Annotated in this window: 13 protein-coding genes; 8 read left to right on the forward strand and 5 right to left on the reverse strand. The window is 66.8% G+C overall.

The features are described from left to right. The first annotated feature begins 21 nt into the window (after nucleotides 1–21). The 5 genes from wecB (at nucleotide 22) to ACQ4OD_RS11715 (ending at nucleotide 8,405) form a co-directional block, all read left to right on the forward strand. Nucleotides 22–1,176: a non-hydrolyzing UDP-N-acetylglucosamine 2-epimerase gene (wecB, locus tag ACQ4OD_RS11695; protein WP_430944330.1), complete on the forward strand. Its 1,155-nt coding sequence runs from the start codon at nucleotides 22–24 to the stop codon at nucleotides 1,174–1,176. Then, nucleotides 1,173–3,347: a cyclic di-3',5'-guanylate-activated glycosyltransferase NrfB gene (gene nrfB / locus ACQ4OD_RS11700; protein ID WP_267301222.1), complete on the forward strand. Its 2,175-nt coding sequence runs from the start codon at nucleotides 1,173–1,175 to the stop codon at nucleotides 3,345–3,347. The genes wecB and nrfB overlap by 4 nt, the downstream gene beginning before the upstream one ends. Continuing rightward, the gene (locus ACQ4OD_RS11705; protein ID WP_430944331.1) at nucleotides 3,344–6,346 is read left to right on the forward strand and encodes a phage receptor; all 3,003 of its coding nucleotides are present in this window, start codon (nucleotides 3,344–3,346) and stop codon (nucleotides 6,344–6,346) included. The genes nrfB and ACQ4OD_RS11705 overlap by 4 nt, the downstream gene beginning before the upstream one ends. Continuing rightward, on the forward strand, nucleotides 6,346–7,185 hold the full coding sequence (locus tag ACQ4OD_RS11710) for a DUF4434 family protein (protein ID WP_258600525.1): 840 nt from the start codon (nucleotides 6,346–6,348) through the stop codon (nucleotides 7,183–7,185). Before ACQ4OD_RS11705 ends, ACQ4OD_RS11710 begins: the two co-directional genes overlap by 1 nt. A gap of 134 nt (nucleotides 7,186–7,319) precedes the next feature. Beyond that, nucleotides 7,320–8,405 (forward strand): GGDEF domain-containing protein, encoded by a 1,086-nt coding sequence (locus tag ACQ4OD_RS11715; RefSeq protein WP_139670355.1) that lies wholly within the window; start codon nucleotides 7,320–7,322, stop codon nucleotides 8,403–8,405. A 90-nt stretch (nucleotides 8,406–8,495) separates the two neighbouring features. Here ACQ4OD_RS11715 and ACQ4OD_RS11720 read toward each other — a convergent pair whose 3' ends face one another. Both ACQ4OD_RS11720 and ACQ4OD_RS11725 read right to left on the reverse strand, forming a co-directional pair. Beyond that, nucleotides 8,496–9,794 (reverse strand): ATP-binding protein, encoded by a 1,299-nt coding sequence (locus ACQ4OD_RS11720; protein ID WP_110701519.1) that lies wholly within the window; start codon nucleotides 9,792–9,794, stop codon nucleotides 8,496–8,498. Between the two features lie 6 nt (nucleotides 9,795–9,800). Next, nucleotides 9,801–10,502 (reverse strand): response regulator transcription factor, encoded by a 702-nt coding sequence (locus ACQ4OD_RS11725; RefSeq protein ID WP_110701517.1) that lies wholly within the window; start codon nucleotides 10,500–10,502, stop codon nucleotides 9,801–9,803. A gap of 158 nt (nucleotides 10,503–10,660) precedes the next feature. Here ACQ4OD_RS11725 and ACQ4OD_RS11730 point away from each other — a divergent pair, with 158 nt between their 5' ends. The 3 genes from ACQ4OD_RS11730 to mobA all read left to right on the forward strand — a co-directional run bounded on the left by ACQ4OD_RS11730 (nucleotide 10,661) and on the right by mobA (nucleotide 15,607). Beyond that, a complete protein-coding gene (locus tag ACQ4OD_RS11730; protein ID WP_430944332.1) occupies nucleotides 10,661–11,836 on the forward strand; it encodes an efflux RND transporter periplasmic adaptor subunit in 1,176 nt (391 codons plus the stop codon). A gap of 11 nt (nucleotides 11,837–11,847) precedes the next feature. Then, nucleotides 11,848–14,970, forward strand: a complete 3,123-nt coding sequence (locus tag ACQ4OD_RS11735) for a multidrug efflux RND transporter permease subunit (protein ID WP_430944333.1) — start codon at nucleotides 11,848–11,850, stop codon at nucleotides 14,968–14,970. Nucleotides 14,971–15,031: 61 nt separating this feature from the next. Further along, the gene (gene mobA / locus ACQ4OD_RS11740; protein ID WP_139670349.1) at nucleotides 15,032–15,607 is read left to right on the forward strand and encodes a molybdenum cofactor guanylyltransferase MobA; all 576 of its coding nucleotides are present in this window, start codon (nucleotides 15,032–15,034) and stop codon (nucleotides 15,605–15,607) included. Between the two features lie 97 nt (nucleotides 15,608–15,704). On the opposite strand, the gene ACQ4OD_RS11745 is transcribed toward mobA, so the two are convergent. The 3 genes from ACQ4OD_RS11745 to ACQ4OD_RS11755 are packed head-to-tail and all read right to left on the reverse strand — an operon-like array spanning nucleotide 15,705 to nucleotide 21,394. After that, nucleotides 15,705–17,108, reverse strand: a complete 1,404-nt coding sequence (locus ACQ4OD_RS11745; RefSeq protein WP_430944334.1) for an efflux transporter outer membrane subunit — start codon at nucleotides 17,106–17,108, stop codon at nucleotides 15,705–15,707. Then, complete coding sequence (locus ACQ4OD_RS11750; RefSeq protein WP_198755134.1) at nucleotides 17,108–20,236, reverse strand: efflux RND transporter permease subunit; 3,129 nt, start codon at nucleotides 20,234–20,236, stop codon at nucleotides 17,108–17,110. Before ACQ4OD_RS11750 ends, ACQ4OD_RS11745 begins: the two co-directional genes overlap by 1 nt. Nucleotides 20,237–20,251: 15 nt before the next feature. Beyond that, on the reverse strand, nucleotides 20,252–21,394 hold the full coding sequence (locus ACQ4OD_RS11755) for a MexC family multidrug efflux RND transporter periplasmic adaptor subunit (RefSeq protein WP_430944335.1): 1,143 nt from the start codon (nucleotides 21,392–21,394) through the stop codon (nucleotides 20,252–20,254). Between the last annotated feature and the right edge of the window lie 92 nt (nucleotides 21,395–21,486).

The following is a 21,486-nucleotide window of genomic DNA, read 5'->3' on the forward strand; positions in this document are numbered from 1 at the left end:
AATCGAACGAGGAACTACACGATGGCTTACACCGTGATGATGGTATTCGGTACCCGCCCCGAAGCGATCAAGATGGCCCCGCTGGCCCGCGTCCTGCGCGACTGGCCCGAGGTCGACCTGCAGATCTGCTCCACCGGCCAGCACCGCGAAATGCTCGAACAGGTCCTCACCGCCTTTGGCCTCGAGGTCGACCAGGACCTGCAGGTGATGACCCAGAACCAGACCCTCAACGGCCTGGCCCGCGACCTGCTGGACAAGCTCGACCAGGCCTATGAACAGGTCAGGCCCGATATCGTCCTGGTCCACGGCGACACCACCACCAGCTTCATCGCCTCGCTGGCCGCCTTCCAGCGTCACATTCCCATCGGCCATGTCGAGGCCGGCTTGCGCACCGGCAACCTGCAGCAGCCCTGGCCCGAGGAGGCCAACCGACGCTTGACCGGCGTGCTCGCCGACCTGCACTTCACCCCCACCCGCGACTCCGACGCCAACCTGATCCGCGAAGGCGTGCCGCCCGAGCACATCGAGGTCACCGGCAACACGGTGATCGACGCCCTGCTGTGGATGCGCGACAAGCTGAACAAGGACAACTGGCGCCCCGCCGCCGACTCCCCGCTCAATGCGCTGCGCGACGACCAGCGCATGGTGCTGATCACCGGCCACCGCCGGGAAAATTTCGGCAGCGGCTTCGAACGCATCTGCCTGGCCCTGGCCGAACTGGCCCTGCGCTACCCCGACGTACAGTTCCTCTACCCCGTGCACCTCAACCCACAGGTGCAGCACGCGGTGTACAGCGTGCTCTCGGGGCGCGACAACATCCATCTGGTCGCGCCTCAGGACTACCCGCACTTTGTCTGGCTGATGAACCGCGCCCATATCATCCTCACCGACTCGGGCGGCGTGCAGGAAGAGGCCCCCGCGTTGGGCAAGCCGGTGCTGGTGCTGCGCAAGGTCACCGAGCGACCCGCCGTGCTCAAGGGCGGCACGGTCAAGCTGGTCGGCACGCTCACCGAGCGCATCGTCCAGGAGACCAGCCAGTTGCTCGATGACCCGTCGGCCTACGAGCGTATGGCCCAGGTCTACACCCCCTTCGGCGACGGGCATGCCAGCGAACGCATCGCCGAACGCCTGAGCCGCTGGTTCGCCGAGCAATCCGCCGCACGGGACAACGCATGAGCCTGGCCTTCATCGATTTCCTCACCTATGTCCTGTTCGGCCTGAAGATCCTTGCCATCATCCTGGCGACACTGATGTTCCTGCTGGGCCTGGACGACCTGTTCATCGACCTGTGCTACTGGGGCCGCAAGCTGATCCGGCGTTTCCGCATCTACGACAAGTTCGACAAGGCCGACGAAAAGCGCCTGTTCGAAGTGCCGGAGAAGCCCCTGGCGATCATGGTGCCGGCCTGGAACGAGGTCGGCGTGGTCGGCGAGATGGCGCGCCTGGCCGCCTCGACCATCGACTACGAGAACTACCAGATCTTCGTCGGCACCTACCCCAACGACCCGCAGACCCAGGCCGACGTCGACGCCGTGTGCCTGCACTACCCCAACGTGCACAAGGTGGTCTGCGCCCGCCCCGGCCCCACCAGCAAGGCCGACTGCCTGAACAACATCATCGACGCCATCCTGCGTTTCCAGCAGGACGCGCGCATCGAGTTCGCCGGGTTCATCCTGCATGACGCCGAGGACGTCATCTCGCCCATGGAACTGCGCCTGTTCAACTACCTGCTGCCGAACAAGGACATGATCCAGATCCCGGTGTACCCCTACGCCCCGGAATGGAAGGGCTTCACCGCCGGCCACTATGTCGACGAGTTCGCCGAGAACCACGGCAAGGACGTCATCGTGCGCGAGGCGCTCACCGGCCAGGTGCCCAGCGCCGGGGTCGGCACCTGCTTCAGCCGCCGGGCGATCAGCGCGCTGCTGGAGGACGGCGACGGCATCGCCTTCGATGTGCAGAGCCTCACCGAAGACTACGACATCGGTTTTCGCCTCAAGCAAAAGGGCATGAAGTGCATCTTCGCCCGCTATTCCATCACCGACCCGGCGCTGGCCCTCAAGCAGGAGTGGCGCCCCGGCATGAGCCGCGAGTTTGCCCAGGTGATCTGCGTGCGCGAGCATTTCCCCCGTGACTGGCAGCACGCCATCCGCCAGAAATCGCGGTGGATCGTCGGGATCGTGTTCCAGGGCACCAGCAATCTCGGCTGGAGCCGCAAGGGCGCGCTCAACTACTTCCTCTGGCGCGACCGCCGCGGGCTGTTCGCCTATCTGTTGAGTTTTTTGGTCAACCTGTTGCTGCTGGTGCTGCTGGCCATGTGGCTGGTCACGGTGATCGCGCCGGAGTCGTGGCGGTTCATGTCGATCCTCAGCGACAGCACGCTGCTCAGCACCTTGCTGTGGCTCAACGGCCTGCTGTTGTTCAACCGCCTGTTCCAGCGGTTCTGGTTCGTTACCCGCTACTACGGCGTCTTCGAAGGCCTGCTCTCGGCGCCACGGATGATGTGGAGCAACTTCGTCAACTTCTTCGCCAACCTGCGCGCCCTGCGCCAGGTGATGGAGATGGGCGATTCGCGGCGGGTGGCCTGGGACAAGACCACCCACGAGTTCCCTGCCCTCGCCGCGCCGGCACGCACCCCGCTGGGCCATCGCCTGGTGGAGAAAGGCCTGATCAGCGAAGAACAGCTGGAGCAGGCCATCACCAGCCCGGTTCGGCGGCGGCTCGGACGCGAGCTGCTGCTGCGCGGCTGGCTCACCAGCGAACAGCTGGTCGAGACCCTGGCCGAGCAACTGGACCTGCCCTGGGCACCGCTCAATCCGTTCAAGATCGCCCCGGCGCTGATCGCCAAGCTGCCGCGCAAGCTCGCCACGCACTACGGCGTGCTGCCGGTGGACGAAGACGGCGACACCCTGGTGCTGGCCAGCGAAAGCCCGGTCAGCCAGGTCTCGCTGGGGGTCATCAGCCGCCAGCTCAAACGCCCGGTGCGTGCCCGCCTGGCGCCGCAGGGGCGCGTTACCCTGGGCCTGCGCTATCACTACCCGAGCCCTTGGCAGAAACCCGAGACCCGGGAAATGCTCGAGGTACTCGAACGCCACCAGGACGATGCCGCGCTGCTGGAGAGGGTCGGTACCCACCAGGTGATGCTCGGTTCGCTGCTGCAAGTGCGCGGCATGGTGCCGGTGACCCTGTTCAACCAGGCCCTGATCGACTTCAACCCTGAGCAGCAGAGCCTGGGCGAACACCTGATCGCCCGCGGCATCATCACCGAGGAAGTGCTGCAGCAAGCCCTCGCCGAGCAGGCCAGCGAACAGCAGGCCGCCTACGACCTGACCCGGGAGGTGGCATGACGCCCCGTCTTTCCCTGACCATCGCCAGCCTGTTGCTGTGTTCTTCCGCCCTGGCCGCACCGACCAAGCCGATGACCGACTTCCAGCGCTTCACCAGCTACCCCTTCATGGAGCGTGGCTATCGGGAGGCGCAGAAAGACAACTGGGCCGAGGTCGAGCGCCTGACCCGCCATGTGCTGGGGCGCGTGCCGAACAACAACGAGGCCCGCGCCCTGCTGGCCGAGGCCCTGGCCCATCAACGTCGGTACAAGGAAGCCCAGGCCATTGCCGAAGACCTCGACGACAATCCTGAACACGCCGATGCCCTGCTGGAACTGCGCCTGACCTGGATCGAACAGGACCCGCCGGCCGCGAGCCAGGTGGAGGCCTGGCTCGCCGACAGCCAGGGCCAGCAGCGCGTGCGCCTGTGGCAGGCCTACAGCGTCAGCCTGGCCAAGTTCGGCGGCGCGGCCAAGGCCCTGGAGTGGCTCAACCATCTGCCGGTGCGCGACGATGGCATGGTGTTGCGCATGACCCGGGCCAACTTCGCCGAGCAGTTGCGCAACTGGGGAGAGACCATCGATCAGTTGCAGCCGCTGGCCGACCAGGGCCAACTGCCCCCGCAGGACTGGCAGCGCCTGGCCAATGCATATATCCAGCAAGTCGATGAAAAGGGCCTGAACTCACTCCTGGCCAGCGCACCTTCCCAGGAAGCGGCGACCCACGCCCGCCTGGCCATGGCCAACCGCGCCATCGCCATGGGCTATAACCAGCAGGCCGAGCGCTGGCTGCAGAGCCTGCCCGCCGAGCAACTGCAGCACCCCGAGCAACGCCAGCAGCTGTGGGAGCTGGCCCGTGAAGGCGATGATGCGCCGCTGGTGCGCCAGCTGAGCAATGAACTGCAACGCCCGTGCCTGGAGACCGTCGACTGGCTGTCCCACAAGGACCTGAAGCTGGCCCGCGAGCAGCTCGGCCAATGCCAAGCCCGCGACAATCCGCGCAGCTATGCCATCCTCAGGCAACGCCTGTATGGCGAACCCGCGCAGCCTGCGCAACCGCGCACCGCGACGCAGTGGGAGCAACGCTACCGACAGACCGGCGATCTCGCCGCCTTGGAACAAGCCAGCTTCATGCTGCTCGAAAGCGGCCAGAGCGAGCGCGCCCGGCAGCTGCTCGACAACGCCTACGCGCGTCGCCAGGGCAGGCTGACGCCCTCGCTGCTGCAACGCCTGGGCAATCTCTATGCGCGTAACGACGGCCCGCTGGACGGGCCACGCATGCTCTCCCTGGTGCCACGGGTCGATGCCGTCACCCGTGGCCAGCTACTGGGCCGCCTGGCCGAAGCCGGCCAGTGCGACGCCGTGCGCAAGGCCATCCCGGCCACCCCGGTCGAAGCCGGGCAGTATCGCGCCCTGGGGCGCTGCGCCATGCCTGATCAGCCCGGCGAAGCTGTGGTCTATTACCAGGCCGCCGAACGCCTGGGTGATAGCGGTAGCCGCCTGCCCCTGGCCTACGCCCTGGAAGCCTCCGGCGACTCAGAGGCAGCGCTGCCGATCTGGAACAGCCTGCCGGCCAGCGCCTGGACCGACAATGCGCGCCTGACCGCCGCCCGTGGCGCACTGAACGCCGGTGACGCCGACGCCGCCCGCCGCCACTGGGATGCGGCGGCGCACCAGAGTGCCGACGACTGGGCGCTGGGCGCCGCCATTGCCCAGCGCCAGGGCAACCCGCAGCAGGCCCTGGCCTTCCAGCGCGAAGCGCTGCGTCATGCCCCGCGCGCCGATCACTACTACGCTGCCGCCGGCACCGCCCAGCAGGCCGGCGACAGCGCCCAGAGCAGCGCCTGGCTGGCCGAGGCCGTGCGCCTGGCGCCGGACCAGCCGCGTTACCGCGCCGACTACGGCATGCGCCTGGCGGGCTCGGCGGACAAGCAGCAACGCCGCCAGTCCATACCCTACCTGGAGCGCGCCAGCCGCGACTTCCCCGAGGACTACCGCCTGGGCGAAACCCTGGCCCTGCGCTACGACGAGGTCGAGGACAGTGCCTCGGCCCGCCGCGAGCTGCGCCGGGTACTGGAAGTGGAGCGCAACCTGGTCGACGGCGACGACGAGTACGGCAGCCTTGAGGCGCGCAAGTACCGCCAGCGCCGCGCCCATGAAGCCCTGTCGCGCCGCGACAGCATCACCCTGGCCAGCACCTGGTCGCCCGCCGGCACTTCGACCAACGACAAGTTCCTCGACAGCGGCGAACGCAGCGGCACCTCGCGCCGGGCCCGCTCGCAGAACGTGCAGCTGGCGATGTGGGACCACGCCCTGGGCGAGGAGCCCAGCCGCAATGGCAGCACCCTGTCGGTCTACGGCCGCGTGCTGTTCGGTGGCCAGAGCCGCACCGACTATGCGCAGAGCATGGGCACCGGTGTTGGCCTGCGCTACAAGCCGCTCGGTCAGGCCAACCTCAACCTGTACGCCGAGCTGTACCACCAGCGCCAGATCGACAGCACGCACTACAGCGGCCTGAGCCTGGGCGAACTGCTCAGCCCGGCCAAGGTCGGTGGCAACTGGGGCGACCTGCGTCACAACGCCGAATCGAGCAACGACCTGCTGCTGCGCGCCACGGCTTCGTTCCTGGATCAGGGCAAGTACCGCAACGACTGGCGTATCGACGAGGACGACTGGGACGAGCGCTTCCTCTACCTCGACGCCGCCTGGTGGACCCGTGCCGGCGACCATGCCTGGCTGTCGCGCTTCCAGCAGGGCCATGCGTGGAAACTGCCCAGCCAGTCGCCGCAGACGATCATGCCCTACGGCTTTCTCGAATTTTCCAGCCAGGACCCGAGCAACGACTGGCGCCAGGACGCCCGCGCCGGGGTCGGCGTGCGCTGGCAGTGGTGGTTCGACGATGACCGCTACAACGCCTATCGCGGTTCGCTGAAAGTACGCGCCGAGTACCAGCAGGCACTGGGCGGCAACCTCTACGAGCGCGGCAACGGCGTACTGCTGGGTGTGGAGATGAACTTCTGATGCGTAGCTTCCTGGCTCTCTGCCTGCTGATCCTGTGGCTACCCGCCCAGGCCGACCAGCGCCTGTTCTACCAGCCGCTCAACCGTGACGCGGACGTCACCCCGGCGCAGTGGCAAAACCTGTGGCGAGCCACCGTGGCCCAGGGCGGCAAGACCCTGATCGTGCAGTGGAGCGCCTACGGCGACAGCGACTTTGGAGGCTCCGAGGGCTGGCTGGCCGGGAGCCTGCGCGAAGCGCGGGCCCAAGGCCTCGAGCTGGTGCTGGGCCTGTACATGGATCCGGCCTACTACCAGCGCCTCGAACAGCTCGACGACGAAGGCCTGAACAGTTACTTCAAGGCACAGCTGGGACGCTCGCTCACCCAGTATCAGCAGCTCAAGGCCGACTGGGCGCTGCCGGTGGCCGGCTGGTACCTGCCCATGGAACTGGACGACCTGCACTTTCGCGACCCGGCCAGGCGCGATGCGCTGCACACGCAATTGCAGGCTTTCAACCGGCAACTGGACAAGCCCCTGCATATCAGCGCGTTCAGCGCCGGCCAGCTATCGCCACGGGTCAATGGCGCGTGGCTGGAGCAGTTGGCCAGCCTTGGCCTGAACGTCTGGTGGCAGGACGGCGCCGGCACGGGGCGCCTGACGCCGCTGGTACGCCAAGGCTATGAACAGGCCCTGCCCTGCCGGGTGGGCATCGTGCGCGAGGCATTTCGCCAGGTCAGCAAGCCTGGCCAACCGTTCCACGCCGAACCTGCGCAGCCGGCGCTGAGCGGAGGTTGCCACGCCCAAGCCGTGTTCGCCCTGCGCTATCGGCCCTGGGCCAGAGGGACGCTTTCCAGGGATTGAAACCAGCCGCCTGAACGAATCTCATCGCGGGGCAAGCCCGCTCCCACGAATACCAGCACCCAACCTTTATGGGAGCGGGCTTGCCCGTGACAGGGCCGGCAAGACCCGCACAATAGCCGAGGGCATCCTCCAGCATGTACAAGACCCTCGAAGCCCACATCCGCCAGCAGGTCGCTCCCGCCGCCCTGCGCGCCGAGTTCCGCCAGCACGAATTCGAGGCCATGCGCCGTTTCTGCCTGCTGATCTTCTGCATCGGCATCGCCATCTGGCTGGTCTTCGACCTGATCGTCAGCTACCTCGGCGGCCAGGGCTTCACCTGGCTGTCCGGGATGTTCATCGCCCTGCTGTGCAGCCTCACCGTGGTCCTGGGCTTCACCCGCAGGAGCCAGCATTTCGACGTGCTCAACCTGCTGTTCGTGGCGGTGATCACCCTGGCCATGCGCCTGGTGATCGAGGGCATTCCCATCGCCCTGCGCCCGGTATGGCTGGTGCTCGGAGTCTCTACCGTGCTGTACACCGTGTCGGTGCTACCGGTGCGACGCTGGTCGTTCTTCTGCGCCATGGGCATCACCTGGATCATGCTCAATCCTTTCCTCCACACGCGTATCGAAGCCCTGGAGCTCGAAGGCGCGATGCTGATCAGCTACGCGGTATGCCTCAGCGGCCTGGTGATCTACAGCTACCTGCGCATCCGCCAGGCCAAGCTGCACAACTTCTACCTGACCAAGGTACTGCTGGAGCAAGCCTATATCGATGCGCTGACCAACATCCCCAACCGTCGCTCCTTCATGGCCAAGGCCGAAAAGCAGCTGCAACAGGCCGGCGAACAGTACCTGGCGATGATCGACATCGACAATTTCAAGCAGGTCAACGACCGCTTCGGTCACGACATCGGCGACGAGGTGCTCAAGCGCGTGGCGGCGCACATAAAGGCGGCGATGATCGGCCACGAGATCGCCCGGCTGGGCGGCGAGGAATTCGCGATCTTCTTCCAGGGGCTGGATGAAACAGGCGCCGAGCAGCAAGTTGCGAGGCTGTGCCAGCGGGTGCGCGAGGACCTCGGGGCACACCCGGTGACCATCAGTATCGGCCTGGCCCGGATCGATAGCGGCGATACCCTGAGCTCGGCGCTGATCCGGGCTGACCAGGCCCTGTACGAAGCCAAGCACACGGGCAAGGACCGCTTCGTGACCTGGTCGGCAAGCTTGTCAGGACAATGACCATCGCGGGACAAGCCCGCTCCCACACCAGTGTCCATCATCAGCGTGGGAGCGGGCTTGCCCCGCGATGAGGCCGGCCCAGGCGCTGCATCAACCGGCTGGCAAGCGAATCCTGAACTGCGCCCCACCCAACGCCGATTGCGCCACTGTGAGCGTGCCGCCCTGCCCTTCGATGGCCCGCCGGCTGATCGCCAAGCCCAAGCCGAAACCACCCGTGTTGCGATCGCGGCTGCGGTCCAGCCGGTAGAACGGCTGGAAGATCCGCTCACGCTCCTCGACTGGAATGCCGATGCCGTCGTCCTCGACCGTCACCAGGCAGGCGCCATCCTCTTCCAGGCGCAAGCGCAGCAGCAGGCTTTCGTCGCAGTAGCGCATGGCGTTGCGCACCAGGTTCTGTACCGCGCGAGCAGTCAGTCGCGGATCGAGGACGAAGCGTGGCAGGTCGGTGTCGCATTGCACCTCCCACTGGATGCCGCGATCGTCGAGCTCTTCGGCGAAACCACCGAGCACGCTGTCCACCAGTTCGAGCAACGACACCTCGACCCGCTCGCGGGCCTGGTCGGCGCTTTCCAGGCGGCTGTAGGACAGTAGCTCAAGCACCAGCTCGTCCAGCTCGCGCACATGGCCCACCAGCCCCAGCAGGCGTTTGCGGCTGGCCGGCGGCACCTCGTCGAACAGCAGCACCAGGCCGAAGTCCAGGCGGGTCAATGGCGTGCGCAGCTCGTGGGACACCGCGTTGAGCAGTTCACGCTGCTGATTGACGTGGCGCTCCAGGTCGCTGGCCATGGTGTCGAACACCCCGGCCAGCTCGCCGATGTTCGAGCGCGGCGAGATATGCGTGCGCTCGGACATCTCGCCGCGCCCAAGGCGCCGGGCGGTGTCCTTCAGGCGCTCGAGGTCGCGCCAGTGCGGCCATACCCACAGCAACAGGCAGCCGAGCATGGCCGCGCCGATCAGCACGGTCACGCCCCAGGACAGCACATTGATGTCCAGCGGGTCGTCCGGCGAGTGCAGGCGTACCAGCCAGTCCTGGTCCAGCGGCGCCAGCGCCGTTTCGTAATAGCCCCAGTCGGCCATGCGCACCACATACAGGCCATGCTCGAGCCGGGCCTTTTCCTCGCTGCTCAGCTCGGCGTCGTCCATGCGCAGCAAGCGCACCTCCAACGGTTTGAACGCCGCGGCCAGTTCCTTTTCCACCGTCGGCCACTGCTCCCGCGGGGCCTGCTGGAACTGGCGCACGATCAGGGTCTGCACGCCCTTGGCCTGGTCGAGGTTGTAGGCCATGAAGCGATCGTGAAACAAACCGACGATGGTGTCGGGAATCAGCGCGATCGCCCCGGCATAGGCGACGATGATCACCAGGTACAACCGCACCAGGATCTTCAGCATGGCGTATCAGTACTCCCACTCGACGCGACTGAACAGGTAGCCCTTGCCCCATACGGTCTTGATCTTGCGCGCTTCACCTGCGCTGTCGTCGAAACGTCGGCGCAGCTTGGAGATGGCCACGTCCACCGAACGGTCGGTGCCGTTGAACTCGATGCCGCGCAATTGCTGGAGGATGCGGTCACGGCTCATCACCTCGCCGGCGTTGCGCGCCAGCACCACCAGCAGGTTGTACTCGCCGCTGGACAGTTCCACCTCTTCGCCGCGCCAGGTGACCGTGCGCTCGGCCAGGTCGATGCACAGCCCGCCGATCTGGATCAGGTCGCAGTCCAGGCGCGGCTCGTTGACGCTGCTGCGGCGCAGCAACGTGCGCACCCTGGCCAGCAGCACGCGGGGCTCGCACGGCTTGGTGACGTAGTCGTCGGCGCCCATCTCCAGCCCCAGCACCTGGTCGTGGCTGTCGTCGCGGGCGGTCAGCATGAGGATCGGCAGGCTCTGGCTCTCCTGGCGCAGCAGGCGGCATACCTGCAGGCCGTCCAGGCCCGGCAGCATCAGGTCGAGAATCACCAGGTCCGGTTTCTGCCGGCGGAATTCGTCCAGCACATGGTCGCCGCGGGCAATCACCCGGACATGGAAATCGTTGCGTTGCAGGTAGCTGGCGATCAGTTCGGACAACGCGCTGTCGTCTTCGACCAGGAGAATGTTCGGCATAAGGGGATTTGACGAAAGATTGAAGTAAGGCAGGATATAGAATCCCGGGCGGGCCACCGCCCATTGTTCACACTTTTTCACACACGCCCAACACAGCTTAACAGCCGTCACCCGAACGGCTGCTTTAGCATACGCTGGATCAAACCTGGAAGATCCGTATGTCCACGCTCCGTGCTTTGCGCCTGCGCCCTCTGGCGCTACTGGCGCTGATGACCCTTTCCCTGGCCGCTTGCAACGACGCCGCCGAGCAGGAAGAAAAGGCCCCGCCCTCCCAGGTCCGGGTCGAAACCCTTGCCGTGCAGCCGCTGGCCATCAGCACCGAACTCAGCGGCCGCATCCTTGCCCCCCGCACCGCCGAGGTGCGCGCCCGGGTGGCCGGCGTGGTGCTCAAGCGGGTGTACCGCGAAGGCAGCGACGTGAAACAAGGCGACGTGCTGTTCCTGATCGACCCGGCACCGTTCAAGGCCGACTTCGACAGCGCCCGCGCCACCCTGGCCAAGGCCGAGGCGACGCTGTACCAGGCGCGCCTGCAGGAGCAGCGCTACCGTGAACTGGTCGAGGACAAGGCCGTCAGCCGCCAGGAGTACGACAACGCCCGCGCCGCCTTCCTCCAGGCCGACGCTGCGGTCGGCGAAGCCAAGGCGGCGCTGGAACGCGCGCGCCTGAACCTGGGCTATGCCACCGTCACCGCACCGATCTCCGGGCGCATCGGCCGCGCCCTGGTAACCGAGGGCGCGCTGGTCGGCCAGAGCGAGACCACGCCGCTGGCCACCATCCAGCAGTTAAACCCGATCCACGCCGACGTCACCCAGTCGACCCGCGAACTCAACGCCCTGCGCCGCTCGCTGCGTGCCGGCGAGCTGCAGCAGGTGGGCCGCGACCAAGTCAAGGCCACGCTGATCCAGGACGATGGCAGCGCCTACCCGCTGGCCGGCAAGCTGCTGTTCTCCGATATCAGCGTCGACCCGAGCACCAACCAGATCACCCTGCGCAGCGAGTTCCCCAACCCGGACCTCGACCTGCTGCCCGGCAGCTATGTGCGCGTGCGCCTGTACCAGGCCGTGCAGCCTCAGGGCATCAGCGTGCCGCAACGCGCCATCCTGCGCGATAGCGCCGGTGTGCCCAAGGTGCTGCTGGTCGACCCGCAGGACCGTATCAGCGAACGCCAGGTGACCCTGGGCAGCGCCCAGGGCGACCGCTGGATCGTCAGCGAGGGCCTGGCCCCGGGTGACCGCGTGGTGGTCGAGGGCCTGCAACACGTCAAGGCCGGCGACCAGGTGCAAGTCGACGAACAACCAGGCGCCACCGCAGTCGCCCAACACAACGGCCAATGAGGGCCTGATCCATGCCGCAGTTCTTCATCGACCGCCCGGTGTTCGCCTGGGTGGTGGCCCTGTTCATCCTCCTGGTCGGCGCCCTGGCCATCCCGCAGTTGCCGGTGGCCCAGTATCCCGACGTGGCACCGCCGCAGGTGGAAATCTACGCCGTCTACCCCGGCGCCTCGGCGGCGACCATGGACGAGAGCGTGGTCAGCATCATCGAGCAGGAGCTCAACGGTGCCGACAACCTGCTTTATTTCGAATCCCAGAGCAGCCTGGGCAGCGCCACCATCACCGCCAGCTTCCAGCCCGGCACCAACCCGGACATGGCCCAGGTCGACGTGCAGAACCGCCTCAAGGTGATCGAGTCGCGCCTGCCGCGCCCGGTCACCCAGCAAGGCCTGCAGGTGGAGAAGGTGTCTACCGGCTTCCTGTTGCTGGCCACCCTCACCTCCGAGGACGGCAGCCTCGACGAGATCGCCCTGTCGGACATTCTCGCGCGCAACGTGATGAACGAGATCCGTCGCCTCAAGGGCGTCGGCAAGGCGCAGCTGTATGGCTCCGAACGGGCCATGCGCATCTGGATCGACCCGGCCAAGCTGGTCGGTTTCAACCTCACGCCCAACGACGTGGCCGAGGCCATCGCCGCGCAGAACGCCCAGGTCGCCCCCGGCAGCATCGGCGACCTGCCGAGCCGACCGACCCAGGAGATCACCGCCAACGTGGTGGTCAAGGGCCAGCTGAGCACCCCCGAGGAGTTCGCCGCCATCGTCCTGCGCGCCAACACCGACGGCTCCACGGTCACTGTCGGTGACGTGGCGCGGGTCGAGATCGGGGCCCAGGAATACCAGTACGGCACCCGCCTCAACGGCAAGGCCACCAGCGCCTTCAGCGTCAAGCTTTCGCCCGGCGCCAACGCCATGGAAACCGCGACCCTGGTCAAGCAGAAGCTCGACGAGCTGGCGCGCTACTTCCCGGCCGGGGTGAAGTACGACATCCCCTACGACACCTCGCCCTTCGTCAAGGTCTCGATCAAGCAGGTGATCAACACCCTGCTCGAGGCCATGGTCCTGGTGTTCGCGGTAATGTTCCTGTTCCTGCAGAACTTCCGTTACACGCTGATTCCGACCCTGGTGGTGCCGGTGGCGCTGATGGGCACCTTCGCGGTGATGAACGTGCTGGGTTTCTCGGTCAACGTACTGACCCTGTTCGGCATGGTGCTGGCCATCGGCATCCTGGTGGACGACGCCATCGTCGTGGTGGAAAACGTCGAGCGGATCATGGCCGAGGAAGGCCTGCCGCCCAAGGAAGCCACGCGCAAGGCCATGGGCCAGATCAGCGGCGCCATCGTCGGCATCACCCTGGTGCTGGTGGCGGTGTTCCTGCCGATGGCCTTCATGCAAGGCTCGGTGGGGGTGATCTACCAGCAGTTCTCGGTGTCGATGGCGGTGTCGATCCTGTTCTCGGCGTTCCTCGCCCTGAGCCTGACCCCGGCCCTGTGTGCCACCCTGCTCAAGCCGCTGGAGAAAGGCGAGCACCATGAGCGCAAGGGCTTCTTCGGCTGGTTCAACCGCCGCTTCGAGGGCATGAGCAACGGCTACCAGCGCTGGGTGACCCACGCCCTGGCCCGCAGCGGTCGGTACCTGCTGGTGTACGCCGCACTGGTCGGCGTGCTGGTGTACGGTTTCAGCCAACTGCCCACCGCCTTCCTGCCCACCGAGGACCAGGGCTACACCATCACCGACATCCAGCTGCCGCCAGGCGCCAGCCAGGCGCGCACCATCGAGGTCGGGCAGCAGATCGAGGCGCACAACGCCGAAGAACCCGGCGTGGCCAACACCACGCTGATCCTCGGCTTCAGTTTCTCCGGCAGCGGGCAGAACGCGGCGCTGGCCTTCACCACGCTCAAGGACTGGTCCGAACGCGGTGGCGACGACAGCGCGCAGTCGATCGCCGAACGCGCCACCATGGCCTTCACCCAGCTCAAGGACGCCATCGCCTACGCGGTGCTGCCGCCGCCGGTGGACGGCCTGGGCGAGTCGACCGGTTTCGAGTTCCGCCTGCAGGACCGCGGCGGCATGGGCCACACCGGGCTGATGGAAGCTCGTGACCAACTGCTGGACGCGGCGCGCAAGAGCAAGGTGCTGGTCAACGTGCGCGAAGCATCGCTGGCGGAGAGCCCTCAGGTCGAGCTGGAAGTGGACCGCCGCCAGGCCAACGCCCTGGGCGTGTCGTTTGCCGATATCGGCGCGGTGCTCGACACCGCGGTGGGGTCGAACTACGTCAACGACTTCCCCAACCAGGGCCGCATGCAGCGGGTGGTGGTGCAGGCCGAAGGCGACCGGCGCAGCCAGGTCGAAGATCTGTTGAAAATCCACGTGCGCAACAGCAGCGGCAAGATGGTGCCCCTGGGCGCCTTCGTCAGCGCCCGCTGGCAGTCCGGCCCGGTGCAGCTGACCCGTTACAACGGCTACCCGGCGGTGTCGATTTCCGGCGAGCCGGCGGCCGGCTACAGCTCGGGCGAGGCCATGGCCGAGATCGAGCGCCTGGTGGCTCAGCTGCCGGCAGGTGCCGGCCTGGAGTGGACCGGCCTGTCGCTGCAGGAACGCCTGTCCGGTAGCCAGGCGCCACTGCTGATGGCACTGTCGCTGCTGGTGGTATTCCTGTGCCTGGCCGCGCTGTACGAAAGCTGGTCGATCCCCACCGCAGTGCTGCTGGTGGTGCCACTGGGCGTGCTCGGCGCGGTGCTCGCGGTGACCCTGCGCGGCCTGCCCAACGACGTGTTCTTCAAGGTCGGCCTGATCACCCTGATCGGCCTGTCGGCGAAGAACGCCATCCTGATCATCGAGTTCGCCAAGGACCTGGTGGACCAAGGCATCGATGCGGCGGACGCGGCGATCCAGGCCGCGCGTCTGCGTCTGCGCCCGATCGTGATGACCTCGCTGGCGTTCATCCTCGGCGTGGTGCCGCTGGCCATCGCCAGCGGCGCCAGCTCGGCCAGCCAGCAAGCCATCGGCACCGGGGTGATCGGCGGCATGCTCAGCGCCACCTTCGCCGTGGTGTTCGTGCCGGTGTTCTTCGTCGTGGTGATGCGCCTGGCCGGGCGCGGCAAGACCAAGGCGGCGCAGGTGGCCACCCACCAGGCCTGACTGGACAAGCCCTGCGGTAAATGGGAGGGTTCCCGGCATTGACTGCCCGGAACCCTTTTTCATGCCCGACGTTCTTCCCCCCTGCTCCATCCTTATTCTTGCCGGCGGCCGTGGCCAGCGCATGGGCGGGCGCGACAAGGGGCTGGTGCCCTGGTGTGGCGAGCCGTTGGTGGCGCATGTGCAACGCGCCGTGCGGGCACTGAGCGATGACCTGGTGATCTCCTGCAACCGCAACCAGGCGGCCTACGCGATCTACGCCGACCAGCTCGTCACGGACGCCGAAGCGGACTTTCCCGGCCCGCTGGCCGGCGTGATCAGCGGGCTCAGGGCAGCCCGGCACGAATGGGTGGTAGTGCTGGCCTGCGATGCGCCGCGCATCGACCGGGCGCTGGTCGAGGACCTGCTGCGCCTGGCCGTGGCGCATGACAGCGCGGCCATGGTGCGCCAGGGTGGGTATTGGCAGCCGATGTTCAGTGTGTTGCCCCGGCGCGTGTTGCCATTGCTGGAGCAAGCCTGGCAGGTGGGCGAACGGAGTTTGCAGAAGGCTTTGCTGCAGGCGAGTTTACAGGGGTTGGCGTGTGCCGAGGACGATGCGCGATTGAGTAACTTCAACAGTCCGGATCTGTTGCGCGATTAACGCTCGCCTGTTCGGCCCCTATCACTGGGCAAAAAAACGCCCCAAGGCAGGGACACCTGGGGCCAAGCGGTTGGATTTCCCAACCAAAGGAGGCATTTCAACCTTGGGCCGGCCAGCTACCGCCCAAGGCACGGAACAGATCGACCAGTGCCAGCTGGCGCTGGGTGCTGGCCTCGATGAACGCCGCTTCGTTGACATAGCCGCTGCGCTGCGCGTCCAGGTAGCGCAGGTGGTTGTCCACCCCGCCCTCATAGCGCGCCTTGGCCAGCGTTACGGTCGCCCGGCTGGTGTCGGCCAGGGCACGCCGCGCGGCTTCCTCGCGGCGCAAGGTATCGGTGGCGGCCAGGGCGTCGGCCACTTCGCGGAAGGCGCTCTGGATCGTGCCTTCGTAAGCGGCCACCGCCGAGTCCTTGCGCGCCTCGGCCAGGTTCAGGCCGGCCTTGTTGCGCCCGGCGTCGAACAGCGGCAGCGACAGTTGCGGCATGAACGTCCAGCTACGCGAGCCACCGTCGAACAACCCGGACATCTGCGCGCTGGAGGTGCCGAAACTGCCGGTCAGGCTAATCCGCGGGAAGAACGCCGCCCGCGCCGCGCCGATATCGGCATTGCGCGCCCGCAGCCGGTGCTCGGCGGCGAGGATGTCCGGGCGGCGCTCGATCAGCGCCGACGGCGCGCCTGGGGCGATGTCCTGCAGGACCATCGGCGCCTGCGCCCGCTCGGCGGGAATCGACTTGGCCGCCTCGGCGCTGCCCAGCAGCAGCACCAGGGCGTTGTAGGCCTGGCGCTGCTCGCGCACGATGCCTTCCAATTCGGCCCGTGACTGCTCGACCAGCCCCAACGCCTCCTGATGGTCCAGTGCAGTGGCCGTGCCGGCGGCGCGCCGCTGGCCGACCAGGGCCAGCGAGTCCTCGCGGCTGGCCAGGGTCTGGCGGGTCAGCGCCAGGCGCCGTTCGGCACCGTCCAGGCTAAGGTAGGCCTGGCTGACATCGGCGATCAGCGCAATGCGGGCGGCGCGGCCGGCCTCCTCGGTGGACAGGTACTGTTCCAGGGCCGCATCGCTCAGGCTCTTGACCCGACCGAACAGGTCCACTTCGTACTCTGGCAGCGACAGCCCCACCTGGTAGCTGCTGCTGACCCCTTCCCTGCCGCTATTCGACAGGTCCGCCGGCAAGTGCTGGCGATTGCCGGAAGCTCCGGCACTCAGGCCAGGCACCCGATCGGCCCGCTGGATGCGGTATTGCGCTCGGGCCTGCTCGATGTCGAGCAGGGTCTGACGCAGAGAGCGGTTGTTGTCGAGTGCCGTGGCGACCAGTTGGCGCAAGGCCGGATCGACGATGAACGCCTGCCAGTCCAGCTGCTCAACCGACTTGCCATGATGGCCGGTGGCATCGCCCCAGGCAGCCGCCACCGGCGCCTCCGGGCGCTGGTAGGTCGGCGCCAGGGAACAGCCGACCAGGGTCAAGGCCAGCACGAACGGTAGTGCACATTTACCCATGACCATCACTTCGCCACCTCGACAGCGTGTTGCACAGGGGCCGGCTTGCGCTTGAGCAGCTTCAGCACCCAGACGAAACAGATCGGCACGAACACTACGCCCAGCAAGGTGGCGCTGAGCATGCCGCCAATCACCCCGGTACCGATGGCGCGCTGGCTCGCCGCGCCGGCGCCGGTGGCGATGGCCAGGGGCACCACGCCGAGGATAAAGGCCATGGAGGTCATCACGATCGGGCGCAAACGCAGGCGCGCGGCCTCGATGGCGGCGTCGCTCAAGCTGTAACCCTTCTCCCACAGCTCCTTGGCGAACTCGACGATCAGGATGGCGTTCTTCGCCGCCAGTCCAATGATGGTGATCAGGCCGACCTTGAAGTACACGTCATTGGGCATGCCGGTGAGCAGTACCGCCCAGACCGCGCCCAAGGCGCCGATCGGCACGATCAGCATCACCGTCAGCGGGATTGCCCAGCTCTCGTACAGCGCCACCAGCAGCAGGAACACCACCAGGATGGCCAGGGCGAACAGGCCGGCAGCCTGGCCGCTGGACACCTTTTCCTGGTACGAAAGGCCGGTCCAGGCATAACCAATGCCAGGTGGCAACTCACTGACCAGACGCTCCATCTCGGCCATCGCCTGGCCAGTGCTGTAGCCGGGCGCGGCGTCACCGGCGATGCGGATCGACGGGTAACCGTTGTAGCGCACCAGTTGTACCGGCCCCTCCTCCCAGCGAGTGGAGACAAAGGCGCTGAACGGCACCTGCTCGCCGCTGACATTGGGTGCATACAGGCGTAGCACGCTTTCCGGGGTCATGCGCTCGCCCTGCTCGGCCTGCACCACCACGCGCTGCTGGCGCCCGGCATTGCTGAAGTCGTTGATCACCGCCGAACCGAAGGCGGTGGCCAGGGTGCTGTTGATGTTCTCGAAGCTCACGCCCAGGGTGCGGGCTTTCTCGCGGTCGATCTGCACGCGTAGCTGCGGCGCCTCGGCCAGGCCCTCCATCATCGCGTAGAGGATCACCGGGTTGCCGTTGGCGCGGGCCAACAGCTGATCACGGGCCGCCAGCAGCGCATCGCGCCCCAGGCCGCCACGGTCCATCAGGCGCAGGGCGAAACCGCCGGAGTTGCCCAGGCCGTCGATCGGCGGAGGCATGACCGCGGTGATGGCACCATCGCCATTGGCCGCGAACTGGGCGTTGATGGCTGCGGTTTCCGCCTCTGCCGACTGCTCCTTGCCGCGCACGGACCAGTCCTTGTAGGTGGGGAACGCCAGCGCGGCGTTGTCGCCCTGGCCCGAGAAGCTGAAGCCGCTGACGATGAACGAGCTGGCCAACGCGTCGCGCGACATCAGGTACTTTTCCAGTGCCTCGGCGGTGTGGTCGGTGCGTACCCGGCTGGCGCCGGGCGGCAGTTGCACGTCGACGATGCTGTAGCCCAGGTCTTCTGCTGGCACGAAGGCCTCCGGCAGGCGCAGGTAGGAGTAGCCGAGCACCACCAGGATACCGACGTAGGCGAGCATCCAGCGCCCGGCACGGGCCACCAGGGCGCTGTTCATCACCGAGTAGCGCTCGGTGACGCGGGCAAAGGCGCGGTTGAAGGCACCGAAAAAACCACCCTTTTCATGGTGGCCATGGGGCACCGGCTTGAGCAGGGTGGCGCACAGCGCCGGGGTGAAGGTCAGGGCGAGGAAGCCGGAGAACAGGATCGACACCGCCAGCGAGACGGAAAACTGCTGATAGATCACCCCGACCGATCCGGACATGAACGCCAACGGCAGGAACACCGCGGCCAGCACCAAAGTGATGCCGATGATCGCCCCGGATACCTGCCCCATCGCCTTGATGGTGGCCTCCACCGGCGACAAGCCTTCCTCGGCCATCAACCGCTCGACGTTCTCCACCACCACGATGGCGTCATCCACCAGGATACCGATGGCCAGCACCATGCCGAACATGGTCATCATGTTCACCGAGAAACCGAGCAGCTTCATGACCATCAGCGTACCCAGCAGGCACACCGGCACCACGATCGACGGGATCAGGGTGTAGCGCACGTTCTGCAGGAACAGGAACATCACCAGGAACACCAGCACCATGGCTTCGATCAAGGTGTGGATGACCTTCTCGATGGCCACATCGACGAAGCGCGAGGTGTCGTACGGCACCGAGTATTCAACGCCTTCCGGGAAGAACTGCGACAGCTCGGCCAGGCGCTCCTTGACCAGCGTCGCAGTCTGGATGGCATTGGCGCCAGGTGCCAGCTGCACCGCGCCGGCCACGGCCGGTTTGCCATCCAGGCGCGAGGACAGGTTGTAGTTCTCGCTACCGATGGCCATGCGTGCCACATCGCCCAGGCGTACGCTGGAGCCGTCCGGGTTGGCGCGCAGGACGATGGCGGCGAACGCCTCCGGCGTTTCCAGGGTGCCTTGCACAGCCAGCGTCGCGGTCAGTTCCTGCTCGCTGGCCCCCGGCGTGCTGCCGAAGCTGCCGGCAGGCACCTGGACGTTCTGGCCACGGATGGCGTTGTTGATATCGTCGATGGACAGGCCATAGCCCACCAGTTTCTGCGGATCAACCCAGACCCGCATGGCCGCCTCCGAAGAGAAGAACTGCAGCTTGCCCACACCCGGCACGCGCAACAGCTCGTTATTGATGTTGCGTGCGGCATAATCGGCCAAGGCCGTGGTATCACCCTGATCACCGGCCGTGCTGGTCAAGGCGTAGATCAGCAGGAAGCCGGAACTGGCCTGCTCGACCTTGAGCCCCTGGATCAGCACCGCCTGGGGCATGCGCGCCTCGGCCTTCTTCAGGCGGTTCTGCACATCGACCTGGGCCATGTCCGGCTGGGTGCCGGGCTCGAACGTCACCAGCACTTCGGCCACGCCGTTGGAGTTGTTGGTGGACTCGTAGTAAAGCAGGCCCTTGGCGCCGTTCAACGACTCCTCGATGATGCTGGTCACCGACTCCACCAGCACCTTGGCCGAGGCGCCCGGGTAGGAGGCGGTGATGGAGATCTGTGGCGGTGCCACGCTGGGGTACTGGGCCACCGGCAGCGCCGGGATCACCAGCAGGCCGGCCAGGGAAATGAACAGCGCCACGACCCAGGCGAAGTTCGGCCGATTGATGAAGAACTTGGACATCTCGCTACCCTCGCCTTAGTGTGCCGCGGCCTGTTGCGCCTGGGCCGGCTGCACCGACATGCCAGGCGCAAGGCCGGCCGGGCCGCCGACGATGACCTGGTCACCGGCGCGCAGGCCCTCGGTGATCTGCCAGCGCGAGCCGTGCATCCCGCCGGTGCGCACGCTGCGCGCCTCGGCCAGGTTGCCGTTGCCGACCACCAGCACCCGCGCCTCGCCGTCGCTGCCGCGCTGCACCGCGCGCTGCGGCACCAGGATGGCCTGCTGGTCGGTGCCCTGTGGGGTACGCACGCGCACGTACATGCCCGGCAGCAGGATGCCGTCGGCATTGTCGAAGCGACCGCGCAAGGTGACCTGGCCGGTGCCACGGTCGACCGCCACGTCGGTGAACATCAGCGCGCCCTGGCGCTGGTAGTCGGTGCCTTCCACCTGGGCGGTCAGCGCCTTGTCGTCGCCACCACCGAGCGTGCCTTCCTTGAGGGCCTGACGCAGACGCAGGGCTTCGGCGGCGGACTGGGTGAAGTCGACGTAGATCGGATCGAGCTGCTGGATGCGCACCATCAAGGTGGCGTCGCCCTGCCCGACCAGGGCGCCTTCGGTGGCCAGGGCGCGGCCGACGCGGCCGGAGATCGGCGCGGTGACCGTGGCATAGCCCAGGTTCAGGCGCGCGGTCTGCACGTCGGCCTGGGCCGAGCGCACGGCCGCCTGGGCGCTGCGCAGCTCGGCGCTGGCGGTGTCGAAGTCCTGCTGGCTGACCGCCTCGATCTTGACCAGCGGCTCATAGCGCTTGACCCGTGCCTGGGCCTCCTGCTGCACCGCCTTGGCCCGCGCAAGGTCGGCCTCGACACGCGCCAGGGCAGCCTTGAACGGTGCTGGGTCGATCTGGAACAGCACATCGCCGGCCTTGACGTCGGCGCCTTCCTCGAAACGTTTGTGCAGGACAATGCCGGCCACCCGGGCACGCACCTCGGCCACCCGCATCGGTTCGACCCGGCCCGGCAAGGTCGAGGTAAGGGCCAACTGTTCGCTGGCCAGCGTCACGGTCTCCACCGGAAATGCCGTTTCAGTCACGGCCTGCTGTTCTTCAGCCACTCCGCAACCGGCCAGCGCTACCGCCACTGCCAGCCAGCTGACCATCCCTATTGCACGCAAATTGCTCATGAACTCACCCGAGCCGTTAGCTAAAATTGGCGCGAATGGTACTTGCACATTGATTTTGAGTCAATTTGGTCTCATTTGAAGTTTTTGTGAAA

Source organism: Pseudomonas sp. WC1 (assembly GCF_050586565.1).
Lineage (GTDB): Bacteria > Pseudomonadota > Gammaproteobacteria > Pseudomonadales > Pseudomonadaceae > Aquipseudomonas.